Raw genomic sequence first — 26242 nt, 5'->3', positions numbered from 1 at the left:
AAGTATGCAGCAACCTGAAATTCTCTCTTTCGCTGAACAACTCATTCCGGTGTACCACTCACCTGATTTTGAGTACTTACTATCCCAGATCACGGATGGTCAGCCCCCCTCTGTCAAACTATTGGTTAAGATGGAACTTAATCGAGTCATGGCCCCATGCACTAAAATTATCGACTTACGAGGTCGCGTTCATGGGGAATGCCGAGAATACGATTTAGAAGGCCGTAAACATTGGCTTGATGATGTCGCTTTTAATGCTTATCACAAAGGCATCAAAAAATTTGGTGGTTATACGGAAGGCGTTTGGGAAAGCCTCTACAATACCCATAATAACTTTAGAGTGATGAAACAGCGAGGTGAGCTGTCGAGCACCAAAAACCAATCATCCAATAATACATCTTTTCAGGTTGAGGCCATTAATCTTGGTTACGATCTTAAACGACAAGAGAATCGCTTAAAACTCGCCACTCAAGTAAGTATCACCCTTAACGATCAATTTCTACACGGTATCAGCGTGGATCTCTCCGCTTCTGGCGGAAAATTCAAAGTCCCAGCGGCATTTAACTATAAGCTGGGGCAAGTTATCCAAGTTCGTTTCAGTGAACTGGAAAAAACGTTAACACTTCCGGGCATAGACGAAGTGGTTGAATATCGAATTCTTGCGATTGATGATTCTTATGATAATGATGCGGTCAAATTTCTACGCACCTTAAAGCTGACAGATTCTCCGTTGGTTGAAAATATTATCACCGAAGTTTTAGCGAACAATCACCAGAAAGCTCGCCATGATAACCAAGACAAAATTATTCGTGCTCGAACGCGTGGATATGAACATACTTATCTTAAACACAGCTGTAATCTGCCGCTCTTTTTTAGTGGCAATGATTTAAAGTTGGTCTTGTTGACAGAACATAATCAATCAACATGGCAATATTGGCATGATGAACGCAACCAACAAATGTTGGGCAGCGTCTTTAATCGCTCCCGAATGACATTACTCACCAAGCCTGGTGTCGCTGGCAGTGGCAATATATTGTATTCGTTTAAACACGATCACCAAGACAAAACCTTATTTTTTTCAATGATGATGCCGGAAGCCCCTCCCGATCATCGAAAATTGTTTTGGCACATCGGGGCTCGTAAAGACAGCTGGAAAGCCTTTCAGTTATCCATGTTTGAACTCTCAGAGAAAGAGCGTCAAGAACTTGCGCTTCATTCCAAAGAATTGGCGGATCACTCTAGTCAACTCACCCACTGTGGCATATTGCAAGAAATTGCCGATGTCGGTTCAGCGAAAGATTATTTGTTGGTTGAAAAACCACCGCTTCCGGCCAATGAACTCAATGCATATCGTCACGCTCGCCAAGTTGTGGGGCACCCCATGGGAATCTATTTTGATGCCCGTTCTCGTCGCAAAGAGCCCCGATACCGCTTTCGCACCCCACTACAATTGAAAAACCAAGATCATGCCCTTGCAGAAGGGTTTACGGTAGATCTATCAAAGCGAGGGCTTAGCATTATTCTAGACAACCCCGTCGCTCTGAAAGCGGGTGACATGGTTCAGATTAACTACCATGAACTTAAATTGTATGATCGGAAGCTACCGTTAGATGCGCTGCCCTATCAAGTCATTCGTATCAGCCCCGAAGGCCGCCGTTTGCAACTCATGATTGAGGAAAACTCAGTCACGATGAAAAGCATTGCTTTTTTTAATAGTATTATTGAGCACAACCAAGATAAGTTGTTGCCTCAAAAAGAACAACTACCTAGCCCAGAGCTACTCGAAGGGCTACATAATATCTTACTCGATAAAATGGTCAGTTCCCCTATCTTTGTAGAAAAGGCAGGAGCGAATCTCAAACCAAGAGTTATTGGTGTCAACTATCCTCTTCCTCCCCATCTTGCTTTACTCGCTAAACTCGGGGAAGAGCAAAATATTTCTCTTGAACCCATTTTTAAAGGCCATACAAACACGCTACTCGCTTCACCGATGCGCCGAGTCGACAAAGCCGAACCTCATTATAACGAGGTGTATATCATTGCCGTTAAATTTGCCGATCGTATTCAGTCTGTTGAGTCGAGGCTGCTCAGTGAGTTTGGTTCGATGAGAGAACGGCTTGAATTTATCCGAAAAGGAAAACAAATGGGGGAACTTTATGTCCTTCGAATTTGCGGCGCACCTGTATTTGATCCGCTAACCACTTTATTACAAAGTGATCTCAATGAGCTGGCTTTGATTAATCTAAGCCAAGCAAAAAATTTAGAGAAAGAAATCAGTTCTATCGTTGGCTATGGTGAGTTGGTGGATATAACCGAAGAGGTGTTAAGTCGTTTAGAAATGATGCCATAACCATTCTTAATTCAATCTTTTTCCAATCTTTATCATAACGAGAGCCATAAGGCTCTCGTTATCTCTTCCGATCCAGCCCATTATGGTTGTGTTTTCCAACTGACTTTTTGTTGTTTCACCAATCCAGCCGATAAAATACACAATACACCACCTAGACTTGCATAACGTATCGCGGTTTGAGCTTGTGTCTCAACTTTGGGTTTGGCGTGATAAGCAATCCCTAACCCTGCCGTCCCCATCATCACAAGATCATTGGCTCCATCACCCACAGCTACGGTATTATGCAGTTCAATGGCATACTCTTCTGCCAATTTAACCAAAATATCAGCTTTAGTTTGAGCGCCAACAATCTGTCCTAGGACTTGCCCAGTTAGTTGTCCATCAATGATTTCTAATTGATTAGACTGCGCATAATCGAACCCGAGTTGCTGCTGAAGATGATCTGAAAAATAGGTGAAGCCTCCAGAAGCTATCGCCGTTTTCCAGCCCAATTGCCGTAATGTGTGAATCAGTTCAGGTAATTCAGGCATAAGCGGTAACTGTTCTCGCACCGAAGCTAAAATTGCCGCATCAGCACCACAAAGTTTCCCTACCCGTTGGCGCAGACTTTGCTCAAAATCTAACTCCCCTTGCATGGCTCGCTCAGTCACTTCCGCCACCTCGTCACCCACTCCCGCAAGCTTGGCGATTTCATCGATACACTCAATTTGAATGGCCGTAGAGTCCATATCAAATACGATTAAGCCCGGTTTAGAAAGATCTGGCACTTCATCAATGCGAGCATAATCGAGCTTTAAATTTTGCAAGATGGTTTCATGTTCAGCAGAAAGCTCTCCCGCCATTAATGCCACATCGTAAGGGCCCACTTTCCATGTTTCGACTATCGCATTGTATTGCCCTGTGAAGACATCGAGATCCTCAAATTGCTGCGGCGTTAAATACTCGGCAAACACGATCCAGTTTGCCTTTGTTTTATCTAGCTGTGTTGCTAAGCGTGTTTCAGGAAGACGATTAAGCAAGGTTGTGTGTTTTCTGATCAATAACGTTTTTACCGCGTCCATGTCCACTTTCCTTTGTTATGATTACCAGACGTTACCCTATTGCAATTTAAAAACGCAAGTCTCAATATGGACTCGGTGTGATTTTTTCAGGTTAACTGTCTATGGATGGCTCACTTTTTTCATTTCGCGTTGTGTTACGTAGTCTCATCATAGTGTTATTGACGGTGATGTTCTTCATCACGATTCAAAACAGCGTAGTGATCAGCAAAGGCAACGAACGTATTCAAGCCAAACAATTGGAAACACTCACAAAAGTGTTGATCAACCAAGCTTCTCTTTCTGCAAGTACAATGCTGGCAGAACAAGATCAAGAACGGTTGTTGGCTCTCACCAATCAACTGGCACAAGAGCGCTTAGTCTTTGATGCCACTATCTATGATGCTGAAGGCGTTAAACTGGCGGCCAGCGACTCAGCACTCAGTGCACGTGAAGTATTAGGGTTAGATACCCCACTGCAAACGGCCAGTATTGGTCGTCAGCAGTTAGTCGAACCCGTTCTGCACGATGGCAGCATTATTGGCTTTGTTCGTCTCACCTTTGAAACAGGGAAGGTTACCGCTATTTCAGATCATCATTATCGAAAAAGTGATCGCTATATGTATCTGATGTTATTAATGAGCTTTATCAGTGGCGTGTTAATGACACTATTGCTACGCCGCCAATTTAAGCCACCCTCAACCGCTGAAAACTTGTTACTAAAAAATGCACAATAAAAAGCCCCAGCCGTTAGGCTGAGGCTTAAAGTTAACCTGATGACAGCTTATTAGACGTTAGCTTGATCACCAATAAGAATTGAGTCAAGAGCAATTTCTATCATCTCATTAAAGGTGTTCTGGCGCTCTTCTGACGTTGTTTGTTCACCGGTTTTAATATGATCTGACACCGTGCAAATGGCTAATGCTTTCGCGCCATACTCAGCGGCCACCCCATAAATACCGGCCGCTTCCATCTCAACGCCAACAATGCCATATTTATCCATCACATCAAACATATCTGGATCAGGGGTATAGAATAATTCGGCTGAAAATAAATTACCGACTTTCACATCAATACCGCGTGCTTTCGCCGCTTCTTCAGCCGCTTTCACCATTTTGTAATCCGCAATAGCCGCAAAATCATGATCCTTAAAGCGAATACGGTTTACTTTAGAATCGGTACAAGCTCCCATGCCGATAACAACATCACGGACTTTAATCTCTTCATTGACAGCACCACAGCTACCCACACGGATGATTTTTTTTACCCCAAAATCTTTAATTAGCTCAGTCACATAAATTGAGCAAGACGGAATCCCCATACCGTGCCCCATGACAGAGACTTTGCGGCCTTTATAGGTGCCTGTATAACCAAACATATTGCGTACATCACACACTTGTACGACATCTTCAAGAAAAGTTTCTGCGATAAATTTTGCACGTAGTGGATCACCCGGCATGAGTACAACGTCTGCAAAATCACCCAGTTGAGCATTGATATGTGGAGTTGCCATGTTTGTTTTCCTATATTGCGTGTTTCTAACTCACCCTAGCATAAATTAGGCTAGGTCTCGCTAGATAAAAATTCCTCACTTAATTCAACCCAAGTGATTGAACTAAGTCTGACTTCATTTTGTTTTTAAGCCTCATTCATGGCTATAAAAAATTTTTTCCATAATCCATTGCTGACAAGTCAAAATAATGCGCAATGCTTTGTCCGATATCAGCAAAGGTTTCCCTAAGCCCTAATGAGCCCGGAGCGACATTTTGACCAAAAACCAGTACGGGAATGTGTTCACGAGTATGGTCGGTCCCCGGCCAAGTTGGATCACAACCATGATCGGCCGTGAGTATTAACACGTCATTTTCTTGCATCTCAGCAAAAATTTCTGGTAAACGTCGATCAAAATATTCCAGAGCAGCTGCATAACCGGCGACATCACGACGATGCCCATAAGCAGAGTCAAAATCAACAAAGTTAGTAAAAACGATGGTGTTATTACCCGCTTGTTGAATTTGCTCAACGGTTGCATCAAATAATGCAGGAATGCCTGTTGCTTTCACTTTTTTGCTAATACCACAGTGGGCATAAATATCTGCAATTTTACCAATCGAAATCACTTGGCCTTGTTTTTCTTCCACCAATTTCTGTAACACGGTCGCAGAAGGCGGTTCAACGGAGAGATCTCGACGATTTCCTGTTCGTTCAAATTGTCCTTTTCCTGCGCCAATAAACGGGCGAGCAATCACTCGGCCAATATTGTAGTCAGCCAGTTCTTCACGAGCAATTTGACACAAATCCAGCAAGCGATCGAGGCCAAACGACTCTTCATGACAAGCGATTTGGAATACGGAATCCGCCGAAGTATAAAAAATCGGTTTTCCCGTTTTCATATGCTCTTCACCCAAGTCATCCAGTACTTGCGTACCTGAAGCGTGGCAATTACCTAAGAAACCTTCCAAGCCCGCACGTGCTAAAATGCGATCAGTTAAGGCTTTAGGAAAACTATTTTGTTTATCACTAAAGTAACCCCATTCAAACAAAACCGGCACACCAGCGATTTCCCAATGCCCTGACGGCGTATCTTTACCAGAAGAAAGCTCTGCGGCATGACCATAGGCACCCATAATATCCGAGTTTTGCTCCAATCCAGGTGCAAACTGGCCAGTGGCTTCTTTGTGCGCCATTGCTAGCCCTAGTTTAGAGAGATTGGGTAACGTTAACGGGCCTTGACGATCCGCATTATCTGCTTTGCCTTGTTGGCATTGTTCGGCAATGTGACCTAACGTATCCGCGCCAATATCACCAAACTTTTCTGCATCGGGTGCAGCGCCAATGCCAAACGAATCTAAAACTAAAATAAAGGTTCTTTTCATCACTCTTTCCTCACCAAAACTTACACATCTTCAGAACGGATCTGCTGGTAAACTTCTGGCGTTGCTTGATAATCACCACCTACGGTGATCGCTTGTTGTACTGCGTAAGCCGCTCTTTCCCATTGTTCTTCATTGCGAGCATGAATTATGGCTAAAGGGGTTTTAGTATCAACGCTCTCACCCAGACGAATAAATTGGTCAAAACCAACTGCATAATCAATGGTGTCAGTAGCCACACGGCGCCCTCCCCCCATTTCGACCACAGCCATGCCAATCGCGCGAGTATCCATTGCGGAAACAAGGCCACTTTGCTGCGCGTACACCGGGCGAGTAATTTCAGCCCGCTCAAGGTAGCGATCATAATGTTCTACAAAGTCTGTGGGGCCACCTAGTCCAGCAACCATAGTTCCAAAACGCTCTGCTGCTTGACCATTATCAAGTACGGCTTGTAACTGAGTTCGCGCTTGGGCTGTATTCTCAGCCAGTTTCGCTAAAACCAACATCTCCGCACACGAAGTCATTGTGACTTCAAATAAGCGAGGGTTTCGATACTCTCCCGTTAAAAAACGTACCGCTTCACGCACTTCAACGGCATTCCCCGCCGAAGATGCCAGAACTTGATTCATATCGGTCAAAATAGCCGTCGTCTTCGTACCAGCCCCATTAGCTACAGCAACAATGGATTTAGCGAGCTCTTCAGAGGCTTGGTAGGTTGGCATAAAAGCTCCGGTTCCCACTTTGACATCCATGACTAATGAATCCAGCCCTGCGGCAAGTTTCTTCGACAGGATAGAAGCGGTGATCAGCGAAATGTTATCAACCGTTGCCGTAATATCCCGAGTGGCATAAATACGTTTGTCCGCAGGAGCCAAATTGCCGGTTTGACCAATAATGGCAACACCCGCTTTTTTGGTTACCTGACCAAATAATGCATTACTCGGCATAATGTTATAACCAGGGATAGACTCCAGTTTATCCAATGTTCCACCTGTATGTCCGAGCCCTCGACCTGAAATCATCGGTACATAACCACCGCAAGCAGCCACCATTGGGCCCAACATTAAAGAGGTGACATCACCAACGCCTCCAGTCGAATGTTTATCCACAATGGGTCCATCAAAGTTCATCGGCCGCCAATCGATCACCATCCCCGAGTCTCTCATCGCACACGTTAAGGCGATGCGTTCAGGCATGGTCATTTCACGAAAGAAAATGGCCATGGCAAAAGCGGCTATTTGACCTTCTGAAACCGTATTATTCGCTACACCTTGGATAAAAAAGTTGATCTCTTCACGGGTCAACACTTCACCATCGCGCTTTCTACGAATAATTTCTTGCGGTAAAAAAGCATTAGCTAAAGACATTAGTACCTCCCAAGCTCCTAATAAGAGCCATGGTATAAATGATATATCGAGGATTTAGGTGGCGCTTTACACCACCTATAGAGAAGTCAGGATGTTAGTAAGCCGTAGGATCCGCTTTCTGATCGGTGACGTCTAACGTATTGAGTAGATTCGTCAGTAGGCTAGAAGCCCCAAAGCGATAATGACGGCTATCAACCCAACTCTCTCCTAAGAGGTCATCTGCCATCGCTAAATAAAGCTCAGCATCTTCAGCAGTACGAACACCACCAGCTGGTTTAAATCCAACCTTATCAGCAACCCCCATGTCACGAATCACTTCTAGCATCATCCGTGCATATTCAGGGGTAGCATTAACTGGCACTTTTCCTGTCGAGGTTTTAATGAAGTCAGCACCGGCTTCAATACTGATTTGCGAGGCTTTTTTAATCAACGCCTCTTCTTTTAGTTCACCCGTTTCAATGATCACTTTTAACAGCGCTTTTTCGCCACAAGCTTCCTTACATGCTTTAACTAAATCGAAACCCACTTTCTCATTACCTGCAATCAGAGCTCGATAAGGGAAAACGACATCTACTTCATCAGCACCATAGGCAACCGCCGCTTTGGTTTCCGCAACAGCAATCTCAATATCATCATTACCATGAGGGAAGTTCGTAACCGTAGCAATACGGATTTCTGGGGTTCCTTGCTCACGAAGAGTTTTCTTAGCAATAGGAATAAAGCGAGGGTAAATACAAATAGCGGCCGTATTACCAACAGGGCTTTTGGCGTCATGGCAAAGTTGAATGACTTTTGCATCCGTATCATCGTCATTGAGTGTAGTTAAATCCATTAATTTCAGTGCACGTAGTGCTGCGGCTTTTAAATCGCTCATGTCTATCTCCGATCAATATATTCAATTAGTTCACTACTTAGTTGAAACCAACTAAAACTAGGTAGCCACAAAATGAACGGACTTGGTTCCCTGAAGACTCGGTGCAACACACCAATTGCTATCCTTTTCACCGCACAGTACCCAATAGGTATGGCACAACAATCAATGATTGCGGTGTCTCTCTAAGGCAAGTTTTTTGCCTTTGCTTAACTCAACCTCTTGTCTTATTAAGCGCCGACATTACTGTCACTTCATTCATTACATGCTATAGCGGTTAGTCGTAAAACTATAGCACTATAGAGAGCGCAAACGGTTTGTATCTCAAAATAACCGTACCCATAAGTTTTCTTTCACTTAGCATGAAAAACAAATAAACCCCCGTAACAACTGCTTGCTACGAGGGAATATACATTGGCGTCTATAAACTCAGTTCCTAATAATTAGAAAGAGAGGAAGAAGCCTGCGATGGTCGCCGCCATCAAGTTAGAAAGAGTACCCGCAACTACAGCTTTAATACCCATTCGAGCAATATCACCACGGCGTGAAGGTGCTAAGCTGCCTAAACCGCCCAGTAGAATGGCGATAGACGATAAGTTAGCAAAACCACACAATGCAAAAGAGATGATCGCTTTGGTTTTCTCTGTCAATACCGCAGGAGCAGCATCGGTTAAGTATGGGGCAAACTGAGAATAAGCCACAAATTCGTTAGCTACGGTTTTAAGGCCAATGAACTCACCTGCAACCGTTGCTTCTGTCCAAGGCACACCTAATAGGAATGCTAGAGGCGCAAAAACCCAGCCTAAAATCATTTCTAAGGTCAGCTCAGGCATGCCGAACCAATCACCGATACCACCAAGCATACCGTTGATAAGGGCAATCAAGCCGATAAACGCGATCAACATTGCGCCTACGTTAAGCGCTAACTGTAGGCCAGCCGATGCTCCGCCAGCCGCCGCATCGATCACGTTCGCTGGTTTTTCATTTTCTGCTGCTTCAATACCATCAATCTGATCAACAGGTTTGTCGGTTTCAGGCATAATAATTTTTGCGAATAACAAACCACCCGGAGCAGCCATGAAAGAGGCTGCAACCAAGTATTCGATTCTAACACCCATTGATGCATACCCCGCCAGCACACCACCTGCGATAGAGGCCAAGCCACCACACATAACGGCAAACAGCTCTGACTGAGTCATTTTAGGAACAAATGGACGAACCACCAACGGCGCTTCCGTTTGACCAACAAAAATGTTTGCTGCCGCTGACATAGATTCTGCACGAGAAGTACCCAACGCTTTTTGTAGGCCCCCCCCCAAAATTCTAATGACCCACTGCATGATACCAAGGTAGTAAAGCACTGAGATCAAAGCAGAGAAGAAGATCAGTGTTGGAAGCACACGGAATGCAAAGATAAAACCGCCTCCACCAAACAGCTCAAACATCTTACCTGAAACTAACCCTCCGAACAGGAAGGACGTACCATCATTACCATAGTTGATAACATTGGATACCGCGTCAGAGAAGCCACGTAGTAGTTCTTGACCCCAAGGAACATAAAGAATAAATGCCCCTAGTGAAAATTGGATAGCAAAAGCACCACCCACGGTTCTAAGATTGATAGCTTTACGGTTCGATGACAGTAATACTGCAATAGCAAGTAGAACGGCCATACCGATTAGGCTCATAAACAGGCTCATAGTTTATGACTTCCTTATAAGTTAAATGTTGGCGTGTTACAAAATGGAGCTCAAAAGCGAAGCAATTATACGCACCCCATCCTAGATAAAGTACTGTACCCTTCACATTTTATTATAAGAACTATCATACATTCACATATTTATGTGAGTGAAATCACTAAACAGTCTCTTAAGCGGGGATGAATGCGACATTTATTTTCACTTTCTTTCACAAAGAATAGTCAAGCGAGGAGAGAGGTAAAGCTAAAGCGGTAAATTAAATAACCGATGGCTATTTTGCCATAAGATATCTGCCAGCATTTCGGGATCTTGCTGTTTAAGTAAAGCGAGTTCATTCAATATTAGAGGCAGTTGGCTCGGTGTATTAATTTGCCCCTGAAACCCACAAAGCGGCATATCAGGAGAATCGGTTTCTAAAACAAGATGCTCAAGTGGCACCGCCGCTATCGCTCGTCGGGTTTTATTGGCTCTTGGATAAGTAATAATGCCACCCACCCCCAATTTAAACCCTAACGCAATAAACTGTTTTGCCTCTTGCTCACTACCACTGAAAGCGTGAATAACACCACCTTGAGTAAAACGTGATTGTTTGATGATCTGCAATAAACGGTTGTGTGTTTTTCGGCTATGCAGCACCACGGGTAACCGAGCGCTTTGTGCAATCGCTAACTGCCCTTTCAAAATGGTTTCTTGATGCTGAGCAGAATCACTGACCATGGCATCTAATCCACACTCACCGACAGCCACACACGCTTGATTCGACTGAGAGAGCTGCTCTTCTAGAAGAGAAAGCACTTGGCAAGCCGTCAGTGAAGGTAAAAAATGCGGATGAATTCCTAACGCATAATAAAAGGTATTCAGGTGCTGTTTAGCCAATAGGGCAACGGTGGACCAATTTTCGGGGCCCACACTGGGAATCAAAAACCGCACCACACCTTGCTGCTGAGCCTGCCTAAGTTCTGTCTCCACAGTACTAGAAAAAGGATCGAGGTCTAAATGACAATGAGTATCAAATAACTGATAAACAATCTTACTCGGTTCGAGATGAAGAGGCATCATGATGGTTCGTTTCTTGGCGATAAGGCACACAGCTACGCTTTTGTTCTGGAGTCAAACCTAGCTGTTTACACCACGCATCATAACGAGCAATAACTTGTGAGAGCCACAACCACATCTTTTTCTCCTCATTGCGCTTCGCGTTTAAAAACAAGTTCAGTCGGGGTTGATTCTTGCTCAACAAAATAATACCCAGCGACATCAAAATGAGTAAGAGCTTGTACAGAAGAGAGCTGATTTTCAATGATATAACGCGCCATCATACCGCGTGCTTTTTTTGCATAGAAACTGATCACTTTATATTGACCATTTTTATAGTCTTTAAAGATAGGTGTCACCACCTGCGCATCCAGCTTGTTCACTTTTACCGACTTGAAATATTCATTAGATGCAAGATTGACCAAAACATGATCCCCTTGAGCTTGAATGGCCTCATTCAATTTATCGGTAATAATGTCGCCCCAAAACTGATATAAATTACTGCCTCGGGGATTTGCCAGTTTAGTCCCCATTTCTAGCCGATAAGGTTGCATAAGATCTAACGGTTTAAGCAAGCCATATAAACCGGAAAGCATCCGTAAATGTTGCTGAGCAAAAACCAGATCATCATCACTTAACGTTTCAGCGTCTAGCCCAGTATACACATCCCCCTTAAAAGCAAAAATGGCTTGGCGAGCATTTTCAAGGGTAAAGCTTTCACTCCACTGAGCAAAGCGAGCAACGTTTAGACCCGCTATCTTATCACTCACTTTCATGAGTCCCGCAATATATCCGGGCGTTAACTGACGACAAACGTCAATTAATGCTTGTGAGTGTTCCACCAATTCGGGCTGTGTGTAACGTTGACTGGGTAATGGCGATTCGTAATCCAATGTTTTTGCAGGGGAAACCACAATCAGCATTGTTATATCCTATATTTTTATTGTTGAGCAGCTTATAGCCTACAAAAAAAGCCATGCATTGTCTGCATGGCTTTCACTATCTTTCCTATTGGGCATATCTATTGAGACGGATTATTGTCCCAAATACCCTCTTCTAACTGAGATTTCAATTCAGGATAATCATTGGCATCAAAGGTAGGGAGCTTGCCCGCTTTGAGCTGACGGTTATAGTCTTTCGCTAACTTAACGACGATCCCTGACAATAATAAAATAGCCACTAAGTTGACAATCGCCATCAGCCCCATAGAAACATCTGCCATTGACCAAACAACGGGTAATGTGGCCAGAGATCCAAACATCACCATACCCAGTACAATGATTCGGAACACAATCAACCCCTTCTTATTATTGTGCTCTAAGAAGATTAGGTTTGTCTCAGCATAAGAATAGTTAGCAATAATAGAGGTAAAGGCGAAGAAGAAAATAGCAAAAGCAATAAAGATACTCCCCCAATCCCCCACTTGTGAACTTAATGCGCGTTGTGTCAGCTCAATCCCTGTAATTTCTCCATGAGGAACATATTCACCAGACATCAAAATAATAGCCACGGTCGCTGAACAGATAACAATGGTATCCACAAACACGCCAAGCATCTGAACATAACCTTGAGAAGCTGGGTGGGGAGGATAAGGTGTGGCAGATGCCGCGGCATTAGGCGCTGAACCCATACCGGCTTCGTTAGAGAATAAACCGCGCTTAACCCCATTAATCATCGCTTGAGCGATTGCATAGCCAACACCACCAGCGGCAGCCTGCTCTAATCCGAATGCACTTCTAAAGACCAAACTGATCACGGCTGGCAGTTTATCAATATTGATAAACACCACCGCTAATGCAATGACGATATAAGCCAGAGCCATGAAGGGAACAATCAGCTCTGCAGTACGAGCAATTTTACGAATACCACCAAAAATGACAAACGCAGAAAGGAGAACAATAACAATACCCACATACAAAGGTTTGAAACCAAATGCCGTATGCATTGCACTAGAGATAGAGTTAGCTTGTACTGCGTTAAACACTAAACCAAACGCAACGATTAGAAAGATAGAGAATAAAACCCCCATCCAGCGCATCCCTAACCCTTTTTCCATGTAATAAGCTGGGCCACCACGGTAGTTACCATCTTTATCACGCGTTTTATAAAGCTGAGCTAAAGTGCTTTCAGCAAATGAAGTTGCCATGCCAACCATCGCAGTCATCCACATCCAGAAGATAGCACCTGGGCCACCTAACGTTAAGGCAACGGCCACACCAGCCATATTTCCGGTTCCAACACGGGCGGCTAAGCTGGTACACAACGCCTGAAAAGAAGAAATACCAGATTTGTCTGACTTGCGACTGTTTCTTAGTACGCTAAACATATGCCCAAAGTGGCGAAATTGGATAAAACCCAATCGAAAGGTGAAATAAATCCCAACTCCCACCAAAAGATAAACCAGAATTGACCCCCAAAGCAGGTCATTCATTAAATTAATTAAGTCTGTCACAAGAACCTCTCATAGAGTGATGCGCTGATTGTAGTCAAAACTAACACCGTAAATGGGCATATATGAATCCCGAAAAATTATCAGAGTGATGGGATGCATTTACGGTTATTCAACGCGGATCCAGTTAGTTGAATAATGCAGCGATTTTTTTGACTGGCGGATAATGCAACCTGAACCACCAAAAATCAATATGCAAACATTAGCATTTTGTTGTTATTTTTTACTATAAAATCACCATCCATTAACACATAAGTGACCATTTTAAGCGAGAAAGTAATACAAAATAAACACAAAAAACCAACAATGAAGATTAAAAAACAATCAAGGAAACATTATTGCATAAGAGAAATCTCATATACTGAGAAGCAAGCTATCACAATGCACCAAGCATAAAATTGTCAGCTAAAAGTCATAACTCAAGCCCAAGCGTTCAAAAAAACACCAACCGCTTACTTCAGTAACCTTTAATAACAGGTCATTAACAGGATTTCTTTTCCAATAAAAACGTTTGCTAAACCTTTGTGATGATTTTTTAGACATGTTTTTCGATAAAAATGTGAAATGACGCAGAAAAAAAACTCAACCATCACGAAAAGATCATAAATGAGAAATAAATCATAGTTAAATTTAAGCCAGTTATGCTATCTAGATAGCTATCACGGGATGATGACAACAATGAGGCTTGCTTATGGATGACTTGCACTTTGATCAACTATTGGACATGGAAATAACCAAAGCCCGAGCACTCCGGACCAAACCGGTAAAACGTATGTGGCGAGAAATAGAAGCCATCCGAGATAAAAAACGCCTAGAGAAAGAATTATTGGATATGGATATCTGCTTAGAGTTAGAAAACATCAAATTATAGTATGAACAGTCATGCCAGTCAGTTAAGCTGACTGGCTTTTTTCAAAACGGATATTTAGAAGCTTGATATTTAACAGCTTGAAGATAGCGCAGCTCTTCTCGATTCGGTGGTAATACAGAGTGAACCGGTCTGGACTATAAGTCCGCTACCGCTTCAAGTAGAAAGAAACCATTTCTCATCTAAATACACTCAGTATTACTTTTTCTCACACGGCGAGCCAATTGAGAAAAACGTTCAGCAATCGTATCCCCAAACACCGGATCATCTTCGTTGCTGGTCCACAGTGCTTCAACATTTTGCCAATCAGAGATAGTAAAAGTTTGATTAATTAGCGGTAGCACCGATTTGTCTTCTAACGCCAAATGATGAAGCTGGCTTTCGATAAACTCCTCTAATTTTTCAACAAAGAGTGCTTGAGGTACAACCGCATCTTGCAAAATCATCTCAACCAAATCAAGAAATCTCTGGGTTTGCTCAGCCAACTGAAGATGTTCTTTCTCTAAGTTATCAATGGCAGGATCTTGTGCATAATGCTCAAGATAATAGCGGTAAATAATATCTTCTTTCGGATGATGCACAGTTTCTGAGTGGCTACCTAAGTAGTCAACGATCTCTTTAATCAAGCTATAATTCACGGATTTTTCAGCTTTAAGTAACTGTAACTTGTCACGTAATATAGCGAGTAAACGAGCCATATACCCATGTTCGCGCTGGATCCTTTCTATCATCATAGTGTTTCTCCCTACACCGCTTTCCCCAATTCACTTTAGGGAATATTCATCTTAGTGTATAGAAGGATCAGGACATGCGCTTTGATACTGGTCGAAAAAACGTCAGTTTGTCACCGGTTCTATCTTGGGTTGCCAATCAATTGGACTTTTTCCTTGCTGAATCAGGATCTGATTCGTCAAGGAAAAATGTTTACATCCCAAAAAACCTCGATGAGCAGATAAAGGAGAAGGGTGTGGAGCCATCAGAACATGATGTCGTTGGCGATCGATCATACCGCCTTTTTTTTGCGCATGTGAACCCCAAAGCAGAAAAATAATGCCTTCTCTTTGTTGGTTCAACACGTCGATCACTCGATCAGTGAATGTCTCCCAGCCACTCTTTGCATGTGAATGCGCTTTACCTTGTTCAACGGTCAGGACCGTATTAAGCAGTAACACCCCCTGCTCAGCCCAGCTCTTTAGATAGCCATGATCCGGAATCTGAAAACCCGGTATATCCTGAGCAAGCTCTTTATAAATATTGACGAGAGAAGGGGGCGTTTTCACTCCCGGAAGGACCGAAAAACAAAGGCCATGCGCTTGGTTCGGTCCGTGGTAAGGATCTTGACCAAGAATGACGACCTTCACTTGATTAAATTCAGTCAAACGAAAAGCGTTAAAGACCTCTTTCGCTGGTGGATAGATAATTTTTCCACTCTGCCTTTCTGCCTCAACAAATTGTAGTGTTTGCTGAAAATACGTTTGTTGTTTCTCAACACCAATAACATCGTGCCAAACGAGTGACTGAGTCATAAACGCTCCTGATTACTTGAAAAAAAGAAGTATACCTTGAATCACCTCAAGCGTCAGGAACTGAGCCATGTCTTTACCACCTAAAGGCAGCAACAACATTCAATGAGTGAAGTTGAATGTTCTTTTTTCTATTTACTTGGCTTACTGGGTTGTGGCACCCGGTGATGGCCTTGCCCTTTCACATGTCGATTCGGTACCGGCATGCGAGGAGTAGCTTGGCTTGCTTGATGAACAGATAAATACATAAGTGCACGCATGATGGCATCCTTCTAACGACTCTTTAGCGAATCGTAATGAAAAAAGGATGCCAAGTTTGTGAAACTACTCTAAAAATGTGTCACCATAATGAAATCTTTTTAAGATTTCGATCTCTTTAGGCCATAAATCTGGATCAATCGTCTCAAGAATCAAAGGAATCCCATTAAAGCGGGGATCTTTCGCTATGTATTCAAAGCACGTCCAACCAATTTCACCTTGCCCTAATGAGTGATGTCGATCAACTCGACTGCCTAATTTAGATTTTGAATCATTAATGTGCATTGCTCTTAAATAGTGCATACCAACCACATGATCAAACTGCGAAAAAGTCTCCTCACAAGCAGCAGGTGTACGTAAATCATAACCAGCAGCAAAGGTATGACAGGTATCCAAACAGACTCCAACTCGAGACTTATCGTCGACTTGCTCAATAATTTCAGCCAAATGCTCAAAGCGCCAACCTAAATTACTTCCCTGTCCTGCCGTGTTCTCAATCACAGCAATCACATCAGGCACCGCTTGGTGTGCCTGATTGATCGATTCCGCAATCGTCGTCAAACACTGAGCTTCCGAGATCTGTTTTAGATGACTGCCAGGGTGAAAATTGAGCAAACGGAGCCCAAGTTGTTGGCAACGCTGCATTTCATCAATAAACGCTTGGCGAGACTTAGCCAACTTATCTTGATCCGGTGCTCCTAAATTAATGAGGTAAGAGTCATGTGGTAAAATATGCTGATCTGAAAATCCTAACTGCTGACAATGCAACCTAAAGGCACGAATCGTTTGTTCATCCAGAGGTTTCCCTCCCCATTGTCGCTGGTTTTTAGTAAACAGCGCAAAGGCTGTCGCTCCGATCTGTTTGGCGCGAATGGGAGCTTGATCAACGCCCCCCGCCGCAGAAACATGCGCACCAAAAAACTTCTCTTCAGACCTCGTCTTATTATTTGTCATTTTATCACTTTCTACTTTCACATCGGCTTCCTAACTGACTGATCTGTCGATTCACACAAGATAATAAAGCATAAAAATGTAGTAAAATTACAACAAAAGCCAGTTAAAAAATTATTTAATAATTCAAATAATTTATACGTTTATTGTTTTTAAAGGCTTTATTGATTAAAATCAAATTTATCACCTTAAAATAATAATGGTTTTTTGTTGTTTTTTGACCTAAATCAATACTAGAATTAAGGATATTAGGTATATAATACCCAACTCAACAAATTTTGAAAATTAACACCAATAACACCACATTCAGTGGGCAAGGAGATAGTAATGATCCAAGGTATCCAAATCACTAAAGCAGCTAATGATGACTTACTTAACTCAATTTGGCTAATCGACAACGAAAAAAATGAAGCGCGTTGTGTCGCTGCAGTCGCAGGTTATGAAGCCGATCAAGTCGTTGCTATCAGCGAGTTTGGTGATTATGAAAGCCGTGAAGTCGCCATTGAAGCAGCACCTCGCATTGAAGGTGGTCAACACCTCAACGTCAATGTACTGAAACGTGAAACTTTAGAAGATGCTGTTGCGCACCCAGAAAAATACCCACAACTGACTATTCGTGTTTCGGGTTATGCTGTACGTTTTAACTCTCTAACACCAGAACAACAACGCGACGTTATCGCTCGTACTTTTACTGAATCACTATAATTTTCAGTAAAATCAACACCTATTCAAAATCTGGTGTTGGATCAAATAACGAAAAAGCGGTGCTTATCAGCACCGCTTTTTATATGGGTAAAAAGAGCTTAAATTATGACAGCTTTACCAATAACGCTCTTAAAGCAGTAAAATCATTTTCTAATTCAACAGAAAGTAGATCCATAACCGCGTGTTTTGCTAATGGTGCTGGTAGCTCAATATCAGTATCGAGGATCTCATCCACCACCTCTTTAAATTTAGCAGGGTGCGCTGTACATAAGAAAAGTCCGGTTTCTCCGGCTTGCAGTTGCTCATTCAATACTCGATAAGCAATCGCACCATGTGGTTCACAGAGATACCCCAGTTGGTTAAGATCCTTAACTGATTCCGCACTCTGATCATCCAATACGGCACCTTTGCCTAAGGTTTCTAGCCCCCACTCTTTCAAACGGCAAAGCTCTTCAATACGTGGCCAGTTATTAGGTTGGCTCACATCCATGGCATTTGACGTTGTTGCAATGGTTGGTTTTGGATCCCAGCACCCAGTTTCTAAATAACGAGGCACCGTATCATTAGCATTGGTTGCAGCGATGAAGCGTTTAATTGGCAGCCCAAGAGCTTTAGCCAACAAACCAGCAGTTAAGTTACCAAAGTTGCCACTTGGCACACTAATAACGAGATTTTCACGCTCTTGTTTACTCATTTGGGCTACAGCTTCAAAGTAGTAACAAATTTGCGCCATCAAACGACTAATATTGATCGAATTGGCCGAGTTTAGCCCGATTTTCTGACGCAACTCTGCATCATCAAAGGCTTGTTTAACGAGTGCCTGACAAGCATCAAAGTCACCATTAACCGCAACCGTATGAATATTTTGACCTAAGGTACAAAATAGCTTTTCTTGCAGTGGGCTAATTTTTCCTTTTGGATATAAAATCACAACATCAATATCAGGCATACCATAAAAAGCATGAGCAACGGCAGCACCAGTGTCACCGGATGTCGCGGTCAAAATAGTAATTTTTCCACCATCAGAAACCGCCGCCAATGACTGGGCCATAAAGCGACCACCAAAATCTTTAAAAGCCAATGTAGGGCCATGAAAAAGCTCAAGCGCATAAACGCCATCTTTAACGGCTTTAATGGGGGCTGGGAACTGAAACGCGTTGTTAACTAATTGCTTTACCTGCTCAGCAGGAAGTTCGTCCCCAATGAGGGCTGATAAAATCTTACTACTACGAGAAATAAAGTCTTCCTCTAGCAGCGCATCAATATCCTCAAATTTGGGCAATTCTGATGGAAAAAATAGGCCTTGATTACGCCCTAACCCTTGGCGAACCGCTTGGCCAAAGGAAACTTGTTCATCATTTTCTTTTATATTGTACAGCTTCATAGCTCACTTCCTGTCACTTTCGAACCCTGCTTGTCAAGACGACAAATATGCACGAATCCTTCTTCATTTTGTACGTAATGTTGTTCAAGCCACCGAGCAACACGCTCAGCCACCTCTTTTTCTTTGCATACGCTAAACAGCGTTGGCCCGCTTCCTGAAATTCCGGTGGCAAGAGCGCCAGCGGAGGCTGCATACTGGCGAGCTTGAGCAAAACCGGGCAATAGTTTCTCACGATAGGGCTCGGCAATCACGTCTTTGATCATTTTGGCGGCTAATTCAGGTTGTTGAGTATGACAAGCGTGAATAAACCCCGCCAGATAGCGACCATGAGCGATAATATCTTGTCGACGATACTGAGAAGGCAGAATTGCTCGCGCTTCAGCCGTTGATACTTTTATCCCCGGATAAGCCATGACCCAATACCACTCATCAAATCCCGGTACAGATTGGCTAATAATACCGAGTTCTTCCAACATTAATTGCAAACCGCCTAAATAACAGGGAGCCACATTGTCATAGTGAATGCCACCTGAGATCTTTCCTTCCATTTCTCCCATCAAAGCCAATAACTCTGTCTCATTTAATGGTTGTCCATGGAATCGGTTTAGGGCATCGAGTGCTGCCACGATAGAGCAAGCGCTAGAACCTAGCCCCGAACCAATCGGCATATTCTTCTCTAGCGTCATTGTAATCGGCTGTAATGCCAATTGTTTTTTATCTAGCTCACGAGCAAATACACACCAGCAGTCATATACAATATTATCTTTAGGCTCCGTCGGTAATTTATTGACAAAACGCCCCGCTGTTTGTAATGAAAAAGGACTATCTCCTTTTTTCACTAATACGCGATCGCCCAACAAGGTTCCATCAATCGGTGAGATCGCAGCCCCTAAAACATCAAATCCAACACTGACGTTACCAATGGATGCTGGCGCGTAAACGACCACACTCATATCACTTGAATTCATTCATTAAACCCCTAATTTCCAACCTAAAGTGCGCATCACGTCAGCAAAAACCCCCGCGGCGGTGACTTCTGTACCTGCGCCGTAACCACGTAATACAAGTGGAATAGGCTGATAGTAACGGCTGTAAAAAGCCAGCGCATTTTCCCCTTCTTTAACCTTAAACATAGGGTCGTTTTCATCCACCATGGCAATTCGGACTCGGCATTCCCCCTCCACAATTTCACCCACATAACGCAAAACTTTGCCTTGCTGTGCGGCCTGCTTCACTAAGGAAGAAAAATGCTCATCGGCTTGAGGCAAACGAAGCATAAACTCGTCAATGCTACCTGAGGTATCAAAACCCGGTGGCAATGCTTGTTCAACATTGACATCAGATAATTCAAGCTTCATACCCGCTTCACGCGCTAGGATTAATAACTTACGCGCCACATCCATACCAGAAAGATCGTCACGAGGATCGGGTTCAGTAAAGCCTTTTTCTTTGGCAAGAGAGGTGGCTTGGCTAAAAGTTAACCCTTCATCTAATTTGCCAAAAATAAAGGACAATGAACCGGATAAAATACCGTTAAACTTCTCTAACTCATCACCCGCGGCAATCAAGTTTTGCAAGTTTTCAATCACCGGTAAGCCCGCCCCTACCGTTGTTTCATACATAAGTTTACGGCGAGAGTGTCTCGCTACATCGCGCAATTGTTGGTAATACGCCATGCTGGCTGTATTGGCTTTTTTATTCGGAGTCACCACATGGAAACCAGCGGAAAGAAAGTCGGCGTATTGGCTAGCAATCTCTTCACTTGATGTACAATCCACCAAGACGGGGTTAATAATATGATTGCGCTGCACCAATGCCGTTAAGCTCCCTAATGAGAACCCTTCTGTTGCCGCATTCATTCTATCGCGCCAATGTTCCAGAGGTAATCCACTCCCATCGAGCAGTAAACCTTGGCTATTCGCTAACCCACACACTCGAATTACGATACCTTTTTCAGCCAGTTTCGCTTGTTGACGATGAATTTGATCAACCAACTCACCCCCAACACCACCTAACCCCACAACGAACAGATCTAAGAAGTGTTTCGAATTAAACAAGTTCTCATGACACGCTTTAATTGCAGAAGAGACTTTATCTTCGGGAATCACGGCTGAAATCGCACGTTCAGAAGAACCTTGAGCAATAGCCACAATATTGACATGCGCTTCCGTTAAAGAAGAGAAAAACTGCGATGCAACTCCGCGAGAAGTACGCATTCCATCTCCCACTAAAGTAATGATGGAGAGATCGTTCATAAACTCAACAGGCTCTAATAATCCTTCTTTAAGTTCCAGTTCAAAAGCTTCAGCTAGAGCTTGTTTAGCCAAAGGCTTGTCATCGGCTTCGATACAAAAACTAATGCTATATTCAGAGGAAGACTGGGTAATTAATACAATAGAAACGCCTGCCGACGACATCGCACCAAAAATACGGCTTGCCATCCCAACCATACCTTTCATACCTGGCCCTGAGACGTTAACCATCGTTAGGTTATTCAGCGTCGTAATTCCTTTAATCGCTAACTTATCTTCTCCTGTATCTTGACCAATCAAAGTTCCCGCCCCTTGCGGGTTAAAGCTATTTTTGATTAAGCAAGGAATTTGGAATTGAGCTATCGGTGCAATGGTTTTTGGGTGAAGTACGGAAGCACCAAAATAGGAAAGTTCCATTGCTTCTTGATAGCTCAAAGATTTCAGCAAGCGAGCATCATCAACCAAGCGAGGATCACAGTTATAAACCCCATCTACATCGGTCCAAATCTCACAACAATCCGCACGTAAACATGCAGCTAATACGGCAGCAGAATAGTCTGAGCCATTGCGACCTAAGCAAACTAGCTCACCTTTTTTATTACCAGCAGTAAAACCAGGCATAATGTGTACATGTTTTGCTGGTAGAGGCGATTGCTTAAAGTTTTGTGTGGAGACTTCAACGTCAACCATTGCTTCAAGGTAATCTCCTTTTGCAAAGAGATACTGCACAGGATCAATCAAATTGGCTGAAAGACCTTTGGCTTGAATCACCGCTTTCATCAACTGAATAGAAATGCGCTCGCCTTTACTAATAATACGAGCATTAACATTATCAGGGCACATTCCCAATAAACGGATTCCATGTACAAATTGACGCAATTGAGCCATTGAAGTGGCGACTTGGTCAGCATAAGCCTCACCGTTAATATTGGTTAGTTGTGCTTGAATATCCTTGAACAAGATTTGAAAGGATTCTTCTAACTCAACGATTTGGCGTTCAGCATCCCCATTACGTAGCGCAGTATCGATCACAGCAATTAATTTATTGGTCGTTTTTCCTGGTGCAGATAGCACCACGGCAACCTCTTCCTGTTGGGCATTATTCGCAATAATATCCGCCACTCTTAATAAGCGATCGGCATCAGCTAACGATGAACCACCAAACTTTAATACTCGCATCCCTTCCTCCAAACTCATAAAAAATAGGTATAAAAAAAGGCCTGTACCGGTTGGGATACAGGCCTTTTTTTGTGAATTTTTACGCTCAGCAGCCTGCCCCAACATGCGTAGTGTCGGTAATAATAATGGTGGTGGTCATTACTACTAGGCTGCGGTTATTCATAAATATTCAAAAACTCGTGTACTTATCTGCCTCTACGTTTAACCTATTTGGGATTAATGAGTCAACGAAAAAATGATTTTTTTTTATTTTCGTTCAATGAACGCCATAAAAATTGCCTTTTATTGCGAAAAATCATTCATCCATAGACTCTCCACCTTTCTCACAAAATGATAATTCAATAGCTATTTCGTATTTTTTATCAGCAACGCTATTCATTTTATGCTTAAATTATATTCTGTTGATAAAGTAATTGAATCATTAGAATCTAGGAAATAAAGAAGGAGGAAGGAGAAATGAATCAGCGACTTGCGCTATTTTTCCTATGTCTGACTGCCAGCGCTTCAGCAACGACTCTCCCACCTTTACCATCTGAACAGAATGATTCTTCACACTCTTTATTTATCAGCAGTGAACCGAACAGCCAAACATTTGATAGTTGGGTAATCGACAGTGGCTACGCTTACCGTCTCTTTCGCAATGTCGATTTATATGTCGGAACCAGGATTAACTCGTCCATCAATGGGGGCTATAATGGCTTTCTCAGTGGAGTGAGCTATAAAATGAACGAACACCTTATAGTGAAAAGTACCTTCTATTCATCGACAAAAGTTGACGAAGAGAACCGACGCAATGAGAGTATTTCTGCGGAACTATCTAGCCGTTTACGTTTATCTGACAATATGGACCTTCATGCCACTCTTGATTATCAAGAATGGCAGCAAGGTATTGAATTTGGCCTTGGCTTTCGTTTCTAATTAACCTCTAACGCCTGTTTAGAGCATAAGATGCCATTCCAGTCTGCATAGAGATAATCTCCCGGTAAAATCATTTGGTTTTGGATGGTTAGTGTGACATTCACTTCCCCCGTCCCACGCTTTTCTGGCCGAAAAGGTGACGTACCTAAAGCCTTTACCCCTAAATCCATTTGAGACATCTCTACAACATCTCGTACTGCACCATAAATCACCACGCCTTCCCAGCCATTTTTAATCGCCATGATCGAGACTTGATCTCCCATAAGGGCTTTCTGGCAAGAACCATGGCCATCCACAACTAAGACTTTACCGTGCCCAGGTTGGCTCAATACTTCTTTTATTTTGCCATTATCGTGATAGCAACGCACCGTCACAATTTGCCCCCAAAAAGCATGACGCATACCAAAATTCTGCAATGGGAGATCCAGTAAAGTAACCTGAGATTCGTATTGATCACATAGATCTGGCGTTATATCTTTCATCATTCCTCCATGATTCTTATTGGGCTTCATCCAAGTAACCTCATCACAGCCAAATGTCTGCTCTAAAGGATAAATGTCATTTATTTCCATTTTTCTGACAATGAACCTAAATACAATACCTGATTATCCACACAAGAGTGCAGTGTTAGTTCATCATTAATTACATAGTAAATGGCGTTTTGCGCAAATTTTCTCGCCAGATTTTGAGCTTCAACTAATGGCATACAAACCGCGAAGCTCTCTTCATACCAGCAAAAATCTTCATCTCCAACAAGTAGGCCGACCCAATCATAGCCGATCAGCGCTTGCTGTAAACGCTGATTATTTATTCGATTCTCATTATCTGACAAGCGCACGCTTTTCGGGTTCCATGCTGTGATCACAGCAAAAGCTTCTTGGGTAGGAAGGGCAGAAAAGCGAAACGTAACTTGAGAGTAGGCTCGCCATAGCATCTTATCCATCATCAAACTTTACAACTCGTTATTAATATTCATATCTGTTACATTGCAACTCTTGATATAAATCAACAAAGTGATTGGAATTAACATTTGGGCGTTGTTAGCATGCTGTTAACATTATAGAATCCGCCCAAAGCCTAGTAGAATCCCTCAAGGTGATGGCGCTTAATGGTTAGTGATATCCAAGGACGGCGGGCACCCAAAGTCATTATTTTTTAAAAAGCTTTGGTTTATTATCAACATAAAATTACTCATATGTGATGTTTTTGCCTAGAATACATTCTATTAGCATATTTTTTTCACAAGTTTAGGTACCGCCAATGCAAACCCCGCAGATTCTTATCGTTGAAGACGAGCAAGTAACTCGTAACACTCTAAAGAGCATTTTTGAAGCAGAGGGATACGCTGTTTTTGAGGCCAGTAACGGTGAAGAGATGCACCATATTCTGTCCGATAATCCAATTAACTTGGTGATCATGGATATCAACTTACCTGGTAAGAATGGTCTTCTCCTTGCTCGAGAACTCCGTGAGCAAGCGGATGTAGCCCTTATGTTCTTAACCGGTAGAGACAATGAAGTCGACAAGATTTTAGGACTGGAAATTGGCGCTGATGATTACATCACTAAGCCTTTCAATCCTCGTGAATTAACCATTCGTGCTCGTAACTTACTTAGCCGTTCAATGAACACCAACTCAACTCACGAAGAGAAACGTTCCGTTGAATCTTATCAATTCAATGGTTGGGTGTTGGATATCAATAGCCGTTCACTAGTTAGTCCAAGTGGTGATAGCTATAAGCTTCCTCGCTCCGAGTTCCGCGCTCTGCTTCATTTTTGTGAGAACCCAGGTAAGATCCAAACTCGTGCCGATCTATTAAAGAAAATGACTGGTCGTGAATTAAAACCGCATGATCGTACGGTAGATGTCACGATTCGCCGTATTCGCAAACACTTTGAGTCCGTATCTGGTACGCCAGAGATTATTGCGACGATTCATGGTGAAGGATATCGTTTCTGTGGTGATATCACCGAATAAAAACCTGAAATAGAAAAAGCCTCGGTATAAAATATCGAGGCTTTTTTTCTTATTAGAACAATACGTTACGATCCGGTTAGTATACTTTATCAATCATAATTTGATGCTCAACAAGCCAAGTCTCACCTTCACTATCTCGGACCCCAAGAGCGACGCTAACCAAACGCTCAACATCCAATTCTAATGTGCTGTTAAAAATGACTTCCCAAACATGCTCGCTGGGTGTACGCAGCTCTAGCTCTGAAGCAGAAATGGACCACATCTCATCTCCCTGCTTAATTACTAGCATAAGCAAGGTTAAATCTGCAGGTAATTGCCCAGACGTTTCAAGCACTAAAGTACCATTAATATGCTCCGTGGTATTGAGTTCAGCAACCTTGTCATCCCCAACCACATTCGGCATCTGATCTGTCCAAAGGTTACTCTTTAGCTGGATAGCCGTTTGTGAAAAAATGCCAGCATTACTGTGCTGCCAATTGACATCGGATGATGATGAACAAGCAGAAAGTAAAAAAGAGAGGAAAAGTAAGCTACTTTTTTTCATA

27 protein-coding genes and 1 other annotated feature are annotated in these 26242 nt (G+C 42.8%); of the genes, 6 read left to right on the top strand and 21 right to left on the bottom strand.

Annotated elements, in window-relative coordinates:
• Positions 1–4 precede the first annotated feature (4 nt).
• Entirely contained in the window at positions 5–2350 is a 2346-nt protein-coding gene (locus EXA13_RS06660; protein ID WP_238132487.1) for a PilZ domain-containing protein, read from the top strand.
• An 80-nt stretch (positions 2351–2430) separates the two neighbouring features.
• Here EXA13_RS06660 and serB read toward each other — a convergent pair whose 3' ends face one another.
• Positions 2431–3411, bottom strand: coding sequence for a phosphoserine phosphatase (serB, locus tag EXA13_RS06655; RefSeq protein WP_238132486.1), 981 nt, complete (start codon positions 3409–3411; stop codon positions 2431–2433).
• Positions 3412–3512: 101 nt separating this feature from the next.
• Between serB and EXA13_RS06650 the strand changes: the two genes are divergently transcribed.
• The gene (locus EXA13_RS06650) at positions 3513–4124 is read left to right on the top strand and encodes a YtjB family periplasmic protein (RefSeq protein ID WP_238132485.1); all 612 of its coding nucleotides are present in this window, start codon (positions 3513–3515) and stop codon (positions 4122–4124) included.
• Positions 4125–4174: 50 nt separating this feature from the next.
• Here the strand turns inward: EXA13_RS06650 and deoD are convergent, their stop codons facing one another.
• The 9 genes from deoD to EXA13_RS06605 form a co-directional block, all read right to left on the bottom strand.
• Positions 4175–4900, bottom strand: coding sequence for a purine-nucleoside phosphorylase (gene deoD / locus EXA13_RS06645; protein ID WP_238132484.1), 726 nt, complete (start codon positions 4898–4900; stop codon positions 4175–4177).
• Positions 4901–5042: 142 nt separating this feature from the next.
• On the bottom strand, positions 5043–6263 hold the full coding sequence (locus tag EXA13_RS06640) for a phosphopentomutase (RefSeq protein WP_238132483.1): 1221 nt from the start codon (positions 6261–6263) through the stop codon (positions 5043–5045).
• A gap of 20 nt (positions 6264–6283) precedes the next feature.
• Positions 6284–7627, bottom strand: a complete 1344-nt coding sequence (deoA, locus tag EXA13_RS06635) for a thymidine phosphorylase (protein ID WP_238132482.1) — start codon at positions 7625–7627, stop codon at positions 6284–6286.
• Between the two features lie 94 nt (positions 7628–7721).
• The gene (gene deoC, locus EXA13_RS06630; protein ID WP_238132481.1) at positions 7722–8501 is read right to left on the bottom strand and encodes a deoxyribose-phosphate aldolase; all 780 of its coding nucleotides are present in this window, start codon (positions 8499–8501) and stop codon (positions 7722–7724) included.
• A gap of 440 nt (positions 8502–8941) precedes the next feature.
• Positions 8942–10198, bottom strand: coding sequence for a NupC/NupG family nucleoside CNT transporter (locus tag EXA13_RS06625; RefSeq protein ID WP_238132480.1), 1257 nt, complete (start codon positions 10196–10198; stop codon positions 8942–8944).
• Between the two features lie 243 nt (positions 10199–10441).
• Positions 10442–11257, bottom strand: a complete 816-nt coding sequence (locus tag EXA13_RS06620; protein WP_238132479.1) for a TatD family hydrolase — start codon at positions 11255–11257, stop codon at positions 10442–10444.
• On the bottom strand, positions 11229–11372 hold the full coding sequence (locus EXA13_RS06615) for a DUF5363 domain-containing protein (protein ID WP_238132478.1): 144 nt from the start codon (positions 11370–11372) through the stop codon (positions 11229–11231). Before EXA13_RS06615 ends, EXA13_RS06620 begins: the two co-directional genes overlap by 29 nt.
• Positions 11373–11382: 10 nt before the next feature.
• A complete protein-coding gene (gene yaaA, locus EXA13_RS06610; RefSeq protein WP_238132477.1) occupies positions 11383–12156 on the bottom strand; it encodes a peroxide stress protein YaaA in 774 nt (257 codons plus the stop codon).
• Between the two features lie 98 nt (positions 12157–12254).
• Entirely contained in the window at positions 12255–13685 is a 1431-nt protein-coding gene (locus tag EXA13_RS06605; protein WP_238132476.1) for an alanine/glycine:cation symporter family protein, read from the bottom strand.
• Positions 13686–14373: 688 nt separating this feature from the next.
• Here EXA13_RS06605 and EXA13_RS06600 point away from each other — a divergent pair.
• The gene (locus EXA13_RS06600) at positions 14374–14553 is read left to right on the top strand and encodes a DUF3545 family protein (RefSeq protein ID WP_078925619.1); all 180 of its coding nucleotides are present in this window, start codon (positions 14374–14376) and stop codon (positions 14551–14553) included.
• 179 nt (positions 14554–14732) lie between these two features.
• Here EXA13_RS06600 and EXA13_RS06595 read toward each other — a convergent pair whose 3' ends face one another.
• The 4 genes from EXA13_RS06595 to nfo all read right to left on the bottom strand — a co-directional run bounded on the left by EXA13_RS06595 (position 14733) and on the right by nfo (position 17285).
• The gene (locus tag EXA13_RS06595) at positions 14733–15284 is read right to left on the bottom strand and encodes a hemerythrin domain-containing protein (RefSeq protein WP_238132475.1); all 552 of its coding nucleotides are present in this window, start codon (positions 15282–15284) and stop codon (positions 14733–14735) included.
• 102 nt (positions 15285–15386) lie between these two features.
• Positions 15387–16076 (bottom strand): uracil-DNA glycosylase, encoded by a 690-nt coding sequence (gene ung, locus EXA13_RS06590; protein ID WP_238132474.1) that lies wholly within the window; start codon positions 16074–16076, stop codon positions 15387–15389.
• Between the two features lie 128 nt (positions 16077–16204).
• Positions 16205–16333, bottom strand: a complete 129-nt coding sequence (locus tag EXA13_RS16810; RefSeq protein ID WP_269136888.1) for a hypothetical protein — start codon at positions 16331–16333, stop codon at positions 16205–16207.
• Positions 16334–16397: 64 nt separating this feature from the next.
• Positions 16398–17285 carry a deoxyribonuclease IV gene (nfo, locus tag EXA13_RS06585; RefSeq protein ID WP_238132668.1) on the bottom strand — a complete coding sequence of 296 codons (888 nt, stop codon included), beginning with the start codon at positions 17283–17285 and terminating at the stop codon, positions 16398–16400.
• 324 nt (positions 17286–17609) lie between these two features.
• On the opposite strand from nfo, the gene grcA reads away from it, so the two are divergent.
• A complete protein-coding gene (gene grcA / locus EXA13_RS06580; protein ID WP_238132473.1) occupies positions 17610–17987 on the top strand; it encodes an autonomous glycyl radical cofactor GrcA in 378 nt (125 codons plus the stop codon).
• Between the two features lie 103 nt (positions 17988–18090).
• Here grcA and thrC read toward each other — a convergent pair whose 3' ends face one another.
• The 4 genes from thrC to thrL all read right to left on the bottom strand — a co-directional run bounded on the left by thrC (position 18091) and on the right by thrL (position 22965).
• Complete coding sequence (gene thrC / locus EXA13_RS06575; RefSeq protein WP_238132472.1) at positions 18091–19371, bottom strand: threonine synthase; 1281 nt, start codon at positions 19369–19371, stop codon at positions 18091–18093.
• Positions 19368–20324: a homoserine kinase gene (thrB, locus tag EXA13_RS06570; protein WP_238132667.1), complete on the bottom strand. Its 957-nt coding sequence runs from the start codon at positions 20322–20324 to the stop codon at positions 19368–19370. Before thrB ends, thrC begins: the two co-directional genes overlap by 4 nt.
• 18 nt (positions 20325–20342) lie before the next feature.
• Complete coding sequence (thrA, locus tag EXA13_RS06565; protein WP_238132471.1) at positions 20343–22802, bottom strand: bifunctional aspartate kinase/homoserine dehydrogenase I; 2460 nt, start codon at positions 22800–22802, stop codon at positions 20343–20345.
• Positions 22803–22832: 30 nt separating this feature from the next.
• Positions 22833–22952, bottom strand: a sequence feature (Thr leader region).
• Positions 22888–22965, bottom strand: coding sequence for a thr operon leader peptide (thrL, locus tag EXA13_RS06560; protein WP_078925759.1), 78 nt, complete (start codon positions 22963–22965; stop codon positions 22888–22890). It overlaps the preceding feature by 65 nt.
• A gap of 326 nt (positions 22966–23291) precedes the next feature.
• Here thrL and EXA13_RS06555 point away from each other — a divergent pair, with 326 nt between their 5' ends.
• A complete protein-coding gene (locus tag EXA13_RS06555; RefSeq protein WP_430794476.1) occupies positions 23292–23720 on the top strand; it encodes a hypothetical protein in 429 nt (142 codons plus the stop codon).
• Here EXA13_RS06555 and EXA13_RS06550 read toward each other — a convergent pair.
• Both EXA13_RS06550 and EXA13_RS06545 read right to left on the bottom strand, forming a co-directional pair.
• Complete coding sequence (locus EXA13_RS06550; RefSeq protein WP_238132666.1) at positions 23717–24202, bottom strand: putative 4-hydroxy-4-methyl-2-oxoglutarate aldolase; 486 nt, start codon at positions 24200–24202, stop codon at positions 23717–23719. The genes EXA13_RS06555 and EXA13_RS06550 overlap by 4 nt on opposite strands.
• An 80-nt stretch (positions 24203–24282) precedes the next feature.
• Positions 24283–24666, bottom strand: a complete 384-nt coding sequence (locus EXA13_RS06545) for a DUF3293 domain-containing protein (RefSeq protein WP_430794471.1) — start codon at positions 24664–24666, stop codon at positions 24283–24285.
• A gap of 314 nt (positions 24667–24980) precedes the next feature.
• Here EXA13_RS06545 and arcA point away from each other — a divergent pair, with 314 nt between their 5' ends.
• Positions 24981–25697: a two-component system response regulator ArcA gene (gene arcA, locus EXA13_RS06540; protein WP_238132468.1), complete on the top strand. Its 717-nt coding sequence runs from the start codon at positions 24981–24983 to the stop codon at positions 25695–25697.
• A 76-nt stretch (positions 25698–25773) separates the two neighbouring features.
• Here arcA and EXA13_RS06535 read toward each other — a convergent pair whose 3' ends face one another.
• The gene (locus tag EXA13_RS06535) at positions 25774–26241 is read right to left on the bottom strand and encodes a hypothetical protein (RefSeq protein WP_238132467.1); all 468 of its coding nucleotides are present in this window, start codon (positions 26239–26241) and stop codon (positions 25774–25776) included.
• Position 26242 lies beyond the last annotated feature (1 nt).

Origin of the sequence: Vibrio cincinnatiensis (assembly GCF_022113815.1) — a bacterium.
GTDB classification, from domain to species: Bacteria; Pseudomonadota; Gammaproteobacteria; order Enterobacterales; family Vibrionaceae; genus Vibrio; species Vibrio cincinnatiensis_A.
This window is presented reverse-complemented; position numbering and strand designations above follow the sequence as displayed.

Coding starts and splice junctions, on each gene's coding strand:
- EXA13_RS06620 (WP_238132479.1), bottom strand. CDS start 11,257: ATGATGCCTCTTCATCTCGAACCGAGTAAGATTGTTTATCAGTTATTT.
- serB (WP_238132486.1), bottom strand. CDS start 3,411: ATGGACGCGGTAAAAACGTTATTGATCAGAAAACACACAACCTTGCTT.
- deoC (WP_238132481.1), bottom strand. CDS start 8,501: ATGAGCGATTTAAAAGCCGCAGCACTACGTGCACTGAAATTAATGGAT.
- thrA (WP_238132471.1), bottom strand. CDS start 22,802: ATGCGAGTATTAAAGTTTGGTGGTTCATCGTTAGCTGATGCCGATCGC.
- EXA13_RS06595 (WP_238132475.1), bottom strand. CDS start 15,284: ATGATGATAGAAAGGATCCAGCGCGAACATGGGTATATGGCTCGTTTA.
- deoD (WP_238132484.1), bottom strand. CDS start 4,900: ATGGCAACTCCACATATCAATGCTCAACTGGGTGATTTTGCAGACGTT.
- deoA (WP_238132482.1), bottom strand. CDS start 7,627: ATGTCTTTAGCTAATGCTTTTTTACCGCAAGAAATTATTCGTAGAAAG.
- EXA13_RS06640 (WP_238132483.1), bottom strand. CDS start 6,263: ATGAAAAGAACCTTTATTTTAGTTTTAGATTCGTTTGGCATTGGCGCT.
- thrB (WP_238132667.1), bottom strand. CDS start 20,324: ATGAGTGTGGTCGTTTACGCGCCAGCATCCATTGGTAACGTCAGTGTT.
- EXA13_RS06550 (WP_238132666.1), bottom strand. CDS start 24,202: ATGAAAGATATAACGCCAGATCTATGTGATCAATACGAATCTCAGGTT.
- EXA13_RS06600 (WP_078925619.1), top strand. CDS start 14,374: ATGGATGACTTGCACTTTGATCAACTATTGGACATGGAAATAACCAAA.
- EXA13_RS06535 (WP_238132467.1), bottom strand. CDS start 26,241: ATGAAAAAAAGTAGCTTACTTTTCCTCTCTTTTTTACTTTCTGCTTGT.
- thrL (WP_078925759.1), bottom strand. CDS start 22,965: ATGAATAACCGCAGCCTAGTAGTAATGACCACCACCATTATTATTACC.
- yaaA (WP_238132477.1), bottom strand. CDS start 12,156: ATGCTGATTGTGGTTTCCCCTGCAAAAACATTGGATTACGAATCGCCA.
- nfo (WP_238132668.1), bottom strand. CDS start 17,285: ATGACAAATAATAAGACGAGGTCTGAAGAGAAGTTTTTTGGTGCGCAT.
- EXA13_RS16810 (WP_269136888.1), bottom strand. CDS start 16,333: ATGCGTGCACTTATGTATTTATCTGTTCATCAAGCAAGCCAAGCTACT.
- EXA13_RS06660 (WP_238132487.1), top strand. CDS start 5: ATGCAGCAACCTGAAATTCTCTCTTTCGCTGAACAACTCATTCCGGTG.
- thrC (WP_238132472.1), bottom strand. CDS start 19,371: ATGAAGCTGTACAATATAAAAGAAAATGATGAACAAGTTTCCTTTGGC.
- EXA13_RS06615 (WP_238132478.1), bottom strand. CDS start 11,372: ATGTGGTTGTGGCTCTCACAAGTTATTGCTCGTTATGATGCGTGGTGT.
- EXA13_RS06625 (WP_238132480.1), bottom strand. CDS start 10,198: ATGAGCCTGTTTATGAGCCTAATCGGTATGGCCGTTCTACTTGCTATT.
- ung (WP_238132474.1), bottom strand. CDS start 16,076: ATGACTCAGTCACTCGTTTGGCACGATGTTATTGGTGTTGAGAAACAA.
- grcA (WP_238132473.1), top strand. CDS start 17,610: ATGATCCAAGGTATCCAAATCACTAAAGCAGCTAATGATGACTTACTT.
- EXA13_RS06650 (WP_238132485.1), top strand. CDS start 3,513: ATGGATGGCTCACTTTTTTCATTTCGCGTTGTGTTACGTAGTCTCATC.
- EXA13_RS06545 (WP_430794471.1), bottom strand. CDS start 24,666: ATGATGGATAAGATGCTATGGCGAGCCTACTCTCAAGTTACGTTTCGC.
- arcA (WP_238132468.1), top strand. CDS start 24,981: ATGCAAACCCCGCAGATTCTTATCGTTGAAGACGAGCAAGTAACTCGT.